The organism is Sphingomonas sp. PAMC 26617 (assembly GCF_000242835.1).
In the GTDB taxonomy this organism is placed as follows: Bacteria; Pseudomonadota; Alphaproteobacteria; order Sphingomonadales; family Sphingomonadaceae; genus Sphingomonas.
The window spans coordinates 1433082-1444661 of the sequence record NZ_JH594425.1 but is presented as its reverse complement, the minus strand read 5'-3'; the positions used below and the strand labels follow the sequence as shown (position 1 = coordinate 1444661).

Here is an 11580-nt window from a genome sequence, read left to right as displayed (position 1 = left end):
GCGCAGGTCGCTGGCTTGCGATCGGCTCCCGCATCGAAGGGGGGCCCCTTCGGTTGGATTGCTGACACGAGGCTGCGACGGAAGCAAAACCCGCTCGCACGGTGCAGATGTGGTGAATGATGGTGCACCCGACTGGATTCGAACCAGTGGCCTCTGCCTTCGGAGGGCAGCGCTCTATCCAGCTGAGCTACGGGTGCCTGACTGCCCGCCTAGCAAAGCCCGCGCGCCGACGCCAGCCCAAACGCGCGCGATTCAGCGTGCCAGCGTCACCGGCTGGAACTGCCCGAGCCCGCAGCTCGCGCCCGGGGTCAGGTACGGCGCCTGGTACAGCACCGTGATGATGTCGGTCGAACACAATTGGCTGAGGCTGGTGGCATAGCTGAAGCGCTGCTCGAACCCGAGGCTCGGACAGGAGGACGGCAGCGTGTTGCGATAGACCTTGCGGCCGCTCATGATGAAATCGATCGTCCGGTCGTCGCGCACGCGGGTCTCGCGGATCTGGATCAGCGGTACGCACGACACCGATTCCCCGTCGGGCGTGGCGACCGGGATCTGCTCGCGCGCGGCGGCGGCGGTGGTGGCGGACAGCAGCGCGACGGCGGCGAGGATCAGGCGCATGCAACTCACTCCTGTGCTGGACGCGGGTCGGCGCGGACCTTCGGCGCGGGCGTCTTGGGCTTGAACGCACAGAGATCGGCAACGCTGCATCGCCAGCATTCGGGGGTGCGCGCCTTGCAGACGTAGCGGCCGTGGAGGATCAGCCAATGGTGCGCGTGGAGCCGGAACGGCTGCGGCGTCGCCGTGTCGAGCTTGAGCTCGACCGCGAGCGGGGTCCTGCCGCGCGCGAGGCCGGTGCGGTTGCCGACCCGGAAGATATGCGTGTCGACCGCGAACGTCTCCGCACCGAACGCGACGTTGAGCACGACATTGGCGGTCTTGCGCCCGACCCCGGGGAGCTGTTCGAGCGCGGCGCGGTCGTTGGGAACCACCCCGCCGTGATCGTCGATCAGCTTCTGCGACAAGGCGATCACGTTCTTCGCCTTGGTGTTGAACAGCCCGATCGTCTTGATATGCGTCTTGAGCGCCTCCACGCCGAGCGCGACCATCTGCTCGGGCGTCTTGACGTCCTCGAACAGCAGCCGCGTCGCCTTGTTGACCCCGACATCGGTCGACTGCGCCGACAAGGCGACCGCGACGACGAGCTGGAACGGGTTGCCCGCCGCGAGCTCGGTCTCGGGGTGCGGGTTGTCGGCGGCGAGCCGCGCATAGAATTCGACGACGTCGGCCTTCTTCAAACCCCCAGCACCTCTTCCATCCCGTAGCGCCCGGCGGGCTTCCCCGCGAGCCACAGCGCCGCGGTGATCGCGCCGCGCGCGAAGATCGCGCGATTCTCGGCGCGGTGGCCGAGCTCGATCCGCTCGCCCTCGCCCGCGAACACGACGAGATGGTCACCCGCGACCGATCCGCCGCGCAGCGACGCAAAGCCGATCGTCCCTTCCGAGCGCGCGCCGACCAGCCCCGCGCGGTCCGCCACGCGCAGCTCGGCAAGCGGTGCGCCCCGCCCCGCCGCCGCCGCCTCGCCGAGCAGCAACGCGGTGCCCGAGGGCGCGTCGACCTTGTGGCGGTGGTGCATTTCGGCGATCTCGATATCCCATTCGGGGCCGAGCCGCGCCGCGGCCTCGCGCACCAGCTTCGCCAGCAGCGTCACGCCGAGTGAGACGTTGCCGGTCTGCAGCACCGCGATCTCGCTCGCCGCCGAATCGACCAGCGCGTGATGCGTCGGGGTAAGCCCAGTCGTCCCGATCAGGATCGGCGTGCCGGTCAGCCGCGCCGCCGCGAGGTTGCGCTCGAGCGCGGAGGGGGCGGAAAAGTCGATCAGCACGTCGGCGTCATGCGCCAGCGCGGCGGGATCGCCGCCCGCGTCGATCCCTCCGACGAGCGTCGCGCCAAGGTCGGGCACCGCCGCCGCGAGCGCCTGCCCCATGCGCCCCGCGCTCCCGATAATCCCGATCGCGGTCATCGCGCGTGCCTTTCGTAAATTCCTCTCCCGGGCCTCTAGAGCCTCGCGTACAAGGATACCATGCGAGAGACCGAAAACATCGTGGTTCTGACAGGCGCGGGCATTTCCGCCGAGAGCGGAATCGCCACCTTCCGCGGGCCGGGCGGGCTGTGGGAAGGCCACCGGGTCGAGGACGTCTGCACGCCGGAGGCGCTCGCCGCCGATCCGGTGCTGGTGCATCGCTTCTACGATGCGCGGCGCGCCGCGCTGGCGGGCGTCGCCCCCAACCCGGCGCACGCGGCGCTCGCCCGGCTCGATGCCGAATGGCCCGGGCAATTGCTGATCGTGACGCAGAACGTCGACGACCTGCACGAACGCGCAGGGGCGACGCGGTTGCTCCACATGCACGGCGCGCTACAGTCGGCGCTCTGCGCGGCGTGCGGGGCGCGCGTGCAGTGGACCGGGGCGCTCCCGCCGGGGTCGGTGTGCGGCCATTGTGGTGCGCCGGAACTGCGCCCGGACATCGTGTTCTTCGGCGAGATGCCGTACCAGATGGAGCGGATCGAACGCGCGCTCGCGGATGCCGACCTGTTCGTATCGATCGGTACGTCGGGCGCGGTCTACCCCGCCGCCGGGTTCGTCCAGGGTGCGCGCTATGCGGGCGCGCGGACGTTGGAGCTCAATCTCGAGCGGTCGGCGGGGAGCGCCTATTTCCACGAGACGCGGCTCGGGGCGGCGGGGGTGCTGGTGCCGGAATGGGTCGAGGCAATGCTGGGCTGAAACAGGACGACATTTCCCTCTCCCGTTCGTTTCGAGCGGCGTCGAGAAACCTGGCACAGCGCGCGTAGCTGTTTCTCGACTTCGCTCGAAACGAACGGGTTAAAGGCAACGCATCAAACCCCTGATGCTTCCCCGGCGAAGGCCGGGGCCCAGTTGTGATGTCCAGGGTAACGGAGCGCATCGCCCGGCCTTCGTCCGCTCCGCTCCTGGGCCCCGGCCTTCGCCGGGGAAGTGAAGGGGGGAAGTGAAAGGGGGGGTGCTCATGCCGGAACGGATGGAGGCGATGCTGGGTTAGAACAGGACGGCGCATCGCGAACTTCCCCTCTCCCGGTAAAGTCGTCAAACCCCTGATGCTTCCCCGGCGAAGGCCGGGGCCCAGTTGTGATGTCCAGGGTAACGGAGCGCACCGCCCGGCCTTCGTCCGCTCCGCTTCTGGGCCCCGGCCTTCGCCGGGGAAGTAAGAAGAGGGAAGCAATACCGGGGCGAAAGCGCGCCTCACTCCACCCAGTCGAGCCCCATGTCGCGATAGACGTCGCGCTCGTCGTCCCAGCCCGGGCGGACCTTGACGTGCAGGTACAGATGCACCGGCCGCCCCATGATGCTGCTCAGCTCGGTCCGCGCGCGTGCGCCGATCTCCTTGATCCGCGTGCCGCCCTTTCCGAGCACGATCGCGCGCTGCGTCGGGCGTTCGACCAGGATCTGCTGGTGGATCTCGACCGATCCGTCCTCGCGCTCGAGATATTGCTCGGTCTCGACCGCCGACGCGTAGGGCAGTTCGGCGTGGAGCTGGAGAAAGATCTGCTCGCGTGTCACTTCCGACGCAAGGCTGCGCTCGGTCGCGTCGGACACCTGGTCCTCGGGGAAATGCCACGGCTCGGCGGGCATCCGCGCCGCCAGATGCGCCTTCAGCTCGGGCAGGCCGTCCCCGGTCGAGGCACTGACGAAGAACGTCTCGTCGAACGCGACGAGGCCGTTGAGCCGCTCGGCGTGGAGCAGCAGCTTGGCCTTGTCCGCCAGATCGACCTTGTTGAGGATCAGATATTTGGGTTCGGGCCGGTCCTTGATCGCGGTCGCGATGTCGGTGACCTTGGTCGGCAGCCCGCCCTTGGCATCGACCACCAGCGCGAGCACGTCCGCGCCTTCCGCCCCGCCCCACGCCGCCTGCACCATCGCACGGTCGAAGCGGCGCTTGGGCTCGAAGATGCCGGGCGTGTCGACCAGCAGCAGTTGCGTGTCGCCCTCGATCGCGACGCCCATCAGCCGGACGCGGGTGGTCTGCGCCTTGGGGCTGACGATCGCGACCTTCTGCCCGACGAGCGCGTTGACGAGCGTCGACTTGCCCGCATTGGGGGCGCCGAGGACGGCGACGAGGCCACATTTCTGGTCGGTCATAGGAATCCTTGGAACAACGCGGCGTCACGCCGATAAAATGAATGCACGCATAAAGGCGCTTCCCCGGCGAAGGCCGGGGCCCAGTAGCGGGCGATATGGTTGCGAGCGCAGCGCGTTGTTGCAACCCCCTTCGCTACTGGGCCCCGGCCTTCGCCGGGGAAGCGCTCCTGATTTTGAGGTGCGTGTACCCAAAACCGCACCCCCGCGCCAGCCACCCGCTATTGCTCGTCCTCATAGCCATCGCGCTGCGGTGCGCGATCCTCGGGGTCGTCGCGGCGGCGGCGGTCGCGCTCGTCTTCGCGCCGCCCGTCGCGGGTCGGTTCGAAATCGAGCCGCCCGTCCCGCAATCGCACGCGCCCGACGCCGGGAATTTCGCCTTCGACCGGCGGGATATTCCCCGGGTCGAGGAAGTTCTCGATCGTCTCGCCAAAGCCGTTGGCGTCCGGGTCGACATCCTCGGTCACCGCCTCGGGCACCACCGCGCGCCCGACGCCGAGCGCCTGCTGCATGAAGTCGCTCCACACCCGCGCGGGCACGCCGCCGCCCGACAGTCCGGCGTTCGGCGTATTGTCGTCATTGCCGACCCACACGCCGACCACCAGCCCGTTGGCGAAGCCGACGAACAGCGCGTCGCGGCTGTCCTGCGTCGTGCCGGTCTTGCCATAGGTCTTGACCGACAAGGCCGCCGCGCGCCCCGTCCCCGTCTCGGCGGAGGCGGACAACAGGTCGAGCATCTCGTCGCGGATCGTCCCCGACAGCGCATGCGGGCGATCGGTCAGCGTCGCGAACATGCCGCGCGACGGCGCATCCTCGAGCCCGCGCGCGCGCACCGGATATTGCTCGGCGGCGATCGCGGCATAGGCCTGCGTCAGTTCGAGCAGCGACATGCTCGCGGTGCCGAGCGCGATCGTCGCCTCGTTGGGGATCGGCGTCGTCACGCCGAGATCGCGCGCCGCCTTGATGACGGCGGCGACGCCGACCTCCTGCGTGATCCGCGCCGCCGCGACGTTGGACGAGCGCGCGAACGCCTGTCGCAGCGTGATCGGGCCGAGATAGCGCCCGTCCGCATTCTTCGGGCTCCAGTTGGCGATCGTGATCGGCTTGTCGTCGATGATCGAATCCGGGGTCATCCCGTGGCGCATCGCCGCGAGATAGACGAACAGCTTGAACGCCGATCCCGGCTGCCGCATCGCCTGCGTCGCGCGGTTGAACGGGCTGGCGGCATAGGATTTGCCCCCGACCATCGCGACGACGCGGCCGTCCGGGCGCATCGCGACGAGCGCGACCTGCGCCTGCCGCAACCCGGCGCGCTTGACCGAGCGTTCGGCGGCCTTCTGCAACCGGCGGTCGAGCGTGGTGCGGACCTTGCTCTCGGCGGCGAGTTCGCCCGCCTGGTCGCGCGCGGCGGGGAGCACCCAGTCCGCGAAATAGGTGCCGTTCGGAAGCGGCGCGACCCGGTCGCTCGCGAGCCGCGCGGGACGGACCGAGGCGGCGGTCGTCTTGTCGAGGAACCCCGCATCGACCATCGCCGCCAGCACCAGCGCGCCGCGCGCGCGCGCGCCCGACAGGTTGACCGTCGGCGCGAGCTTGGACGGCGCCTTGACCAGCCCTGCAAGCATCGCCCCCTGTGCGATCGACAGATTCTCCGGGGTCCGCCCGAAATAATGTTTCGCGGCCGCGCGCAGGCCGTAGGTATTGTCGCCGAAATAGACCGTCGAAAGGTAGCGCGACAGAATCTGGTCCTTGGTCAGCCACGCCTCGAGCCAGAAGGCGATCAGCACTTCGCGGATCTTCCGCGCGGCGGTGCGGTCCGAATCGAGGAACGCGTTCTTCGCGAGCTGCTGCGTGATCGTGCTGCCGCCCTGGTCGCGCCCGCTCGAGCGCAGGTTGTGGACGAACGCGCGCGCGATCCCCTGCGGGTCGATCCCCCAATGCGAGCGGAAGCGGCGATCCTCGATCGCGAGGAACGCGTTGGTAACGTTCTTGGGCAGCTTGGCGGCATCGACCGACGCGCCGACGATCGCCCCGCGCCGCGCGATCGGCGTGCCATCGTCCGCGAGCAGCGTGACGCTCGGCGGCGTCGGCGGCTGGAGCGACTTGGACAAGGGGGCGGTCACCGCGAGCCAGGCGACCGCGAGCACGAACAGCACGATCGCCAGCCCAAGCCCGCGCATGATCCAGCGCATCCAGTTGATCTGCCGCCGCCGGCGCGGCGGGCGGGGATAGTGGTCGTCCTCGGGTTCGAACGGCGTCTCGCGGAGATAGCGTTCGGGCGGCGGAACCCCGTCCTTCAGCTCGAGCGGGCCATTGCGCGAGGAAGCCGGGTCGGCATCGAACGGATATGGGCGCATACTCAGCAGATCCCGACAGGACGAACGAGTGTATTATCTGTGTATGACAGATCGCGCAAGCAGGGGGACAGCATCGCGTGCTTTTAGCAGGCCCGGTGCCGTGGCGCGAGCAATGTTGCGTATCCCGATATGACACCGCAGTCAGGCGGGCAGTCAGAGGGGCAGTCAGAAGCATTGAGACAATTGCCCTGCCGGGCTATTGAGCGCGCTCCCGGTCCGTTTGGACCCAGCCGAAAGCCCTGCCCCGATGGCCGAACCCGTATCCGATCAGCCCCTCGTCGTCGGGATCGGCGGGACGATCGGCGGTATCTCCTCGACCGAACGCGCGCTGCGCATCGCGCTCGACGCGGCGGGGCGCGAAGGCTTCCGCACCCGCATGTTCGGCGGCGCGGACATGGCGCGGCTCCCGCTCTATGATCCCAAGGCGACGACCCGCACGCCCGACGAAACCGAATTCGTCGACACGATCCGCCAGGCATCCGCGATCATCATCGCTTCGCCCGGCTATCACGGCAGCATCTCGGGCGTGGTCAAGAACGCGCTCGACCTGCTCGAGGAAACCGCGCGCGACCCGCATCGCCAGTATCTCGCCGACATGCCGGTCGGCCTGATCGCGACCGCTTATGGCTGGCAGGCGACCGGCAGCACGATCGCCGCGCTGCGCTCGATCGTCCACGCTTTGCGCGGCTGGCCGACGCCGTTCGCCGCCGCGGTCAACACGCAGCTAACCAAGTTCGACGAGGATGGCGGCGCGAACGATGCCGCGGTGATCGAACAGCTCTCGCTGGTCGGCAAGCAGGTCGCGCGGTTCGTGCCGGTGGCGATCCAGCATGGCTGAGCCCGTCGACCGCCGCGCCGCGCTCGCGCTCGGGGGCCTCGGCGTCGGCGCGCTCGCCAGCGCCCCGCTCTGGGCGCAGGCGATGGTCGACCTCGGTCTCTCGGACGGCACGGGCCAGCGACCGCTGACCGACGCCTTTCCCGGCAAGACGGGGATGATCCTGCAACGCAGCCGTGCGCCGCTGCTGGAAACCCCGATGGCGGCGTTCGACGGCGCGCTCGGCGACGATCCGTTCACCCCGAACGACCGGTTCTACGTCCGCTGGCATTATGCCGACATTCCGCTGTCGGTCGACGCAGCGGCGTTCCGGCTCAAGATCGGTGGCGCGGTCAAGCGCGCGACTGCGCTCTCACTGACCGACATCCAGGCGATGCCCAAGGTGGAGATCGCGGCCGTCAACCAGTGTTCGGGCAATTCGCGCGGGCTGTTCGCGCCGCGCGTGCCGGGCGCGCAATGGGGCAATGGCGCGATGGGCAATGCGCGCTGGACCGGCGTGCGGCTGCGCGACCTGCTCGACCGCGCGGGTGTCGCGCCGGGCGTGGTGCAGGTGAAGCTCTCCGGGCTCGACCAGGCCCCGGGCGAGGCACCGCATTTCGCCAAGAGCCTCGCGCTCGACCATGCGCGCACCGACGACGTGATCGTCGCCTACGGGATGAACGGCGCCGCGCTCCCGCTGCTCAACGGTTTCCCGCTGCGGCTGATCGTCCCGGGCTATTATTCGACCTACTGGATCAAGGCGCTCGATTCGATCGAGCTGCTGACCGCGCCCGACACCGGCTATTGGATGGAAAAGGCGTATCGCATCCCCGCGACCGCCGACGCGGGCGTGCAGCCCGGCGCGAAGGATTTCGCGACCGTCCCGATCGGCCGGATGCCGCCGCGCGCCTTCTTCACCCGCACCACGCCGCAGGAAGCGCGCGGGATCGCGCTGGGCGGCGACGCGGGTGTCGCGAAGGTCGAGGTGTCGCTCGACGGCGGGCGAAGCTGGAAGGCGGCGCAGCTTGGTCCGGACCACGGCCCCTACAGCTTCCGCCGCTGGGCGATACCGCTGGCGGGCCTGCCGCGCGGATCGCACGAGATCGCGGTGCGCACCGTCAACATGCGCGGCGCTGGCCAGAAGGCCTCGCCGATCTGGAACCCCGGAGGCTATATGCGCAGCAGCATCGAAACCACGCGCGTGGTGGTGGCATGACGCGCGCCCCGCTCGTCGCGCTGCTGCTGCTCGGCGCGTGCCACCGTGCGCCCGAGGCAACCCCCGCGCCCACCGCGATCGCGCTGACCTCGCAGTCGATCACGCTCCCGCCCGAGACCGCGACGCTCCCCACAAGCGCGGAGATCCTGACGACCAACTGCACCGCCTGCCATTCGGCCGAGCAGTTGCTGACGCAGCCGAAGCTCGACGCCAAGACCTGGACGACCGAGATCGGCAAGATGCGCACCGCCTACAAGGCCTCGATCGACCCGAAGGACGACCCCAGGATCCTTGCCGCGCTGCTGACGCTCCCGAATCAGAAATAGGCGCGCGCGAAGAACACGATCGTCGTCGCGGCGGTAACGAACAGCGTCCACCCGCGCACCAGCCCGGGGGACAGCCGCTTGCCCACGATCGCGCCGATCCACCCGCCGAAGATCGCGCCGACCAGCATCGGCACCGCCGCCGCCCACGCGACCAGCCCGCCCGCGATGAACACGATCGCGGCGGCGGCATTGGCGAGCGCGAGCATCAACGTGCGCGGCGCGAACAGCGCGCGCGGCGACACCCCCGCGAGCAACCCGTAGATCGCGGTCGTCATCAACCCGACCCCGCCGCCGAAATAGCCGCCGTAGACGCCGAGCAACGTCTGCGCCGCGATCAGCGTCCGCTGCCCGATCGCGACCCGGCTGTGGAGCGCATCGGCGGCCTGCTTCCCGAACGCGATCACGACGAACGCGAACAGCAGCAGCCACGGGATGATCAGGTCGAACGCGCGCGTCGGCGTCACCACGAGCAGCGCGCTCCCCGCCAGCCCGCCAACGAAGGTGATCGCCCCGAGCAGCCACACATTGACCCCGCCGACCGGCTGAAGCTCCTTGCGAAACGCCCAGCTGCTCGTCGCCGCGCCCGGCAGCAGCGCGACGTTCGAGGTCGCATTGGCGGTATTGGCGGGCAGCCCGAGCGCGATCAGCGCGGGCAGCGTCGCGAACGTGCCCCCGCCCGCCAGCGCGTTCATCGCGCCGCCGAGGATGCCCGCGCCCGCGGACAGGCCGATTGTCGTCAGGGTCACCGCGCCTCCGTCCTGCCGCATCTTGTGCCGGACGCCTGTGCCGCAGCGGGCGGATCGAGGCAAGATATAGGGTCGGGTTGGTCGGGTGGCGCAGTTGCGCGTGCCATCCACCTCCTGCCGTCATGCTGAACCTGTTTCAGCATCCACCGCGCAACAGGCTCGGACCGGACTTGCGGCACGGTGGACCCTGAAGCGCGTTCAGGGTGACGGCGGCGTGGAAAGGGACGCTGTTGAGAAACGCACGGCCGATCATGACGCGCTACCCCCCAACACCCCCGTCATGCTGAACTTGTTTCAGCATCCACCGTGCAACAGGCACGGACCGCCCCCGCGGCACGGTGGACCCTGAAACGAGTTCAGGGTGACGGCGGCGTGGAAAGGGACGCTGTTGAGAAACGCACGGCCGATCATGACGCGCTACCCCCCAACACCCCCGTCATGCTGAACTCGTTTCAGCATCCACCGTGCAACAGGCACGGACCGCCCCCGCGGCACGGTGGACCCTGAAACGCGTTCAGGGTGACGGCGGCGTGGGAACGCAACGCTGATGAGAATCGCACGGCCGATCAGGACGCGCCACCCCCCAACACCCCCGTCATGCTGAACTTGTTTCAGCATCCACCGCGCAACAGGCTCGGACCGGAGTTGCGGGACGGTGGACCCTGAAACGCGTTCAGGGTGACGGCGAGTTGTGGGACCGGCACGGGCCGCGAAACCCCCCGCCCCCCTCACCCCAGCGCCGCCTGCTTCTCCTCCGCCAGCCGATCGAGCTCGGCGCGCGTCTTCTTCTCGCTCGCGGTCTTGAGCTGACCGCAGGCCGCATCGATATCGCGCCCGCGCGGGGTGCGGACCGGCGCGCTGATCCCGGCGTCGAACACGATGTTCGAAAACGCCTTGATCCGCTCCGGCGTCGAGCATTCATACGGCGCGCCCGGCCACGGGTTGAACGGGATCAGATTGACCTTCGCCGGCAGATCATAAAGTTTAAGCAACCGCACCAGCTCGCGCGCATCCGCGTCGCTGTCGTTCTTGTCCTTGAGCATCACATATTCAAACGTGATCCGCCGCGCATTGTTCGCGCCCGGATAGTCCGCGCACGCCTGCAGCACCTGTTCGAGCTTATACTTGCGGTTGATCGGGACGATCTCGTCGCGGATCTCGTTGGTGACGGCATGGAGCGACACCGCGAGGTTGACCGAAATCTCCTCGCCCGCGCGCGCCATCAGCGGCACGACGCCCGAGGTCGACAAAGTGATCCGCCGCCGCGACAGGCCGATCCCGTCGCCGTCCATCACGATCTTCAACCCGTCGCGGACATTGTCGAAATTGTAGAGCGGCTCGCCCATCCCCATCATCACGATGTTGGTGAGCATCCGCCCCTCGGGCTGGCTCGGCCATTCGCCCAAAGCATCGCGCGCGAGCATCACCTGCCCGACGATCTCGCTTGGGGTCAGGTTGCGCACCAGCCGCATCGTGCCGGTGTGGCAGAAGCGGCAGTTGAGCGTGCAGCCGACCTGGCTCGACACGCACAAGGTGCCGCGGTCCGCATCGGGGATGAACACCATCTCGTAATCATTGCCGTCGTCGGTCCGCAGCAACCACTTGCGCGTCCCGTCGGTCGACACCTGCGCCTCGACCACTTGCGGGCGGCTGATCGTGAAGCGCTGCTCGAGCCACGGCTGCATCGTCTTCGAGATGTCGGTCATCAGCGAAAAGTCGGTGACGCCGCGATTGTAGATCCAGTGCCACAATTGCTTGGCGCGCAGCTTCGCCTGCTTGGGGTCGAGCTGCGAGGTCTCGAGCGCCATCCGCAGATCGGGCTTGGACAGGCCGAGCAGATCGATCCGCCCGTCGCTGCGCGGCACCAATGCGCGAGGCACGGGTACAGGGTCGATATGCCCCGGGATGGGCATGGAGAAGGCTGGTGCTGTCTGCATGGGGCGCACATAGGGCAAA

General features: G+C 68.7%; 11 protein-coding genes and 1 tRNA gene. 4 read left to right on the top strand and 8 right to left on the bottom strand.

Translation table 11 applies throughout. The features are described from left to right. Positions 1-120: 120 nt before the first annotated feature. The 4 genes from RH91_RS06305 to dapB form a co-directional block, all read right to left on the bottom strand. A tRNA-Arg gene (locus tag RH91_RS06305) sits at positions 121-197 on the bottom strand. A 55-nt stretch (positions 198-252) separates the two neighbouring features. Continuing rightward, positions 253-618 (bottom strand): hypothetical protein, encoded by a 366-nt coding sequence (locus RH91_RS06300; protein ID WP_010161769.1) that lies wholly within the window; start codon positions 616-618, stop codon positions 253-255. Between the two features lie 5 nt (positions 619-623). Further along, positions 624-1295 carry an endonuclease III gene (nth, locus tag RH91_RS06295; RefSeq protein WP_010161768.1) on the bottom strand — a complete coding sequence of 224 codons (672 nt, stop codon included), beginning with the start codon at positions 1293-1295 and terminating at the stop codon, positions 624-626. Beyond that, positions 1292-2020, bottom strand: coding sequence for a 4-hydroxy-tetrahydrodipicolinate reductase (dapB, locus tag RH91_RS06290; RefSeq protein WP_010161766.1), 729 nt, complete (start codon positions 2018-2020; stop codon positions 1292-1294). Before dapB ends, nth begins: the two co-directional genes overlap by 4 nt. 60 nt (positions 2021-2080) lie before the next feature. Here dapB and RH91_RS06285 point away from each other — a divergent pair, with 60 nt between their 5' ends. Next, positions 2081-2779 (top strand): NAD-dependent deacylase, encoded by a 699-nt coding sequence (locus tag RH91_RS06285; protein ID WP_010161765.1) that lies wholly within the window; start codon positions 2081-2083, stop codon positions 2777-2779. 495 nt (positions 2780-3274) lie between these two features. Here RH91_RS06285 and era read toward each other — a convergent pair whose 3' ends face one another. Further along, positions 3275-4171: a GTPase Era gene (gene era / locus RH91_RS06280; RefSeq protein ID WP_010161764.1), complete on the bottom strand. Its 897-nt coding sequence runs from the start codon at positions 4169-4171 to the stop codon at positions 3275-3277. Between the two features lie 218 nt (positions 4172-4389). Further along, a complete protein-coding gene (locus tag RH91_RS06275; RefSeq protein ID WP_010161763.1) occupies positions 4390-6522 on the bottom strand; it encodes a transglycosylase domain-containing protein in 2133 nt (710 codons plus the stop codon). A gap of 247 nt (positions 6523-6769) precedes the next feature. Between RH91_RS06275 and RH91_RS06270 the strand changes: the two genes are divergently transcribed. From RH91_RS06270 to RH91_RS06260, 3 genes are read left to right on the top strand one after another with little or no spacing between them, the layout of a single operon-like run. Continuing rightward, positions 6770-7360: an NADPH-dependent FMN reductase gene (locus tag RH91_RS06270; protein WP_010161762.1), complete on the top strand. Its 591-nt coding sequence runs from the start codon at positions 6770-6772 to the stop codon at positions 7358-7360. Next, complete coding sequence (locus tag RH91_RS06265) at positions 7353-8552, top strand: molybdopterin-dependent oxidoreductase (RefSeq protein WP_010161760.1); 1200 nt, start codon at positions 7353-7355, stop codon at positions 8550-8552. Before RH91_RS06270 ends, RH91_RS06265 begins: the two co-directional genes overlap by 8 nt. Continuing rightward, positions 8549-8878 carry a hypothetical protein gene (locus RH91_RS06260; RefSeq protein WP_010161759.1) on the top strand — a complete coding sequence of 110 codons (330 nt, stop codon included), beginning with the start codon at positions 8549-8551 and terminating at the stop codon, positions 8876-8878. The genes RH91_RS06265 and RH91_RS06260 overlap by 4 nt, the downstream gene beginning before the upstream one ends. On the opposite strand, the gene RH91_RS06255 is transcribed toward RH91_RS06260, so the two are convergent. Beyond that, complete coding sequence (locus tag RH91_RS06255; RefSeq protein ID WP_010161758.1) at positions 8869-9645, bottom strand: sulfite exporter TauE/SafE family protein; 777 nt, start codon at positions 9643-9645, stop codon at positions 8869-8871. The genes RH91_RS06260 and RH91_RS06255 overlap by 10 nt on opposite strands. Before the next feature lie 707 nt (positions 9646-10352). Beyond that, positions 10353-11561: a 23S rRNA (adenine(2503)-C(2))-methyltransferase RlmN gene (gene rlmN, locus RH91_RS06250; RefSeq protein WP_026046861.1), complete on the bottom strand. Its 1209-nt coding sequence runs from the start codon at positions 11559-11561 to the stop codon at positions 10353-10355. Positions 11562-11580: the final 19 nt, after the last annotated feature.

Excerpts from the sequence above, each read along its gene's own strand:
- RH91_RS06300 (WP_010161769.1), bottom strand. The coding sequence starts at position 618 with ATGCGCCTGATCCTCGCCGCCGTCGCGCTGCTGTCCGCCACCACCGCC.
- dapB (WP_010161766.1), bottom strand. The coding sequence starts at position 2,020 with ATGACCGCGATCGGGATTATCGGGAGCGCGGGGCGCATGGGGCAGGCG.
- RH91_RS06285 (WP_010161765.1), top strand. The coding sequence starts at position 2,081 with ATGCGAGAGACCGAAAACATCGTGGTTCTGACAGGCGCGGGCATTTCC.
- era (WP_010161764.1), bottom strand. The coding sequence starts at position 4,171 with ATGACCGACCAGAAATGTGGCCTCGTCGCCGTCCTCGGCGCCCCCAAT.
- RH91_RS06275 (WP_010161763.1), bottom strand. The coding sequence starts at position 6,522 with ATGCGCCCATATCCGTTCGATGCCGACCCGGCTTCCTCGCGCAATGGC.
- RH91_RS06270 (WP_010161762.1), top strand. The coding sequence starts at position 6,770 with ATGGCCGAACCCGTATCCGATCAGCCCCTCGTCGTCGGGATCGGCGGG.
- RH91_RS06265 (WP_010161760.1), top strand. The coding sequence starts at position 7,353 with ATGGCTGAGCCCGTCGACCGCCGCGCCGCGCTCGCGCTCGGGGGCCTC.
- RH91_RS06260 (WP_010161759.1), top strand. The coding sequence starts at position 8,549 with ATGACGCGCGCCCCGCTCGTCGCGCTGCTGCTGCTCGGCGCGTGCCAC.
- RH91_RS06255 (WP_010161758.1), bottom strand. The coding sequence starts at position 9,645 with ATGCGGCAGGACGGAGGCGCGGTGACCCTGACGACAATCGGCCTGTCC.
- rlmN (WP_026046861.1), bottom strand. The coding sequence starts at position 11,561 with ATGCAGACAGCACCAGCCTTCTCCATGCCCATCCCGGGGCATATCGAC.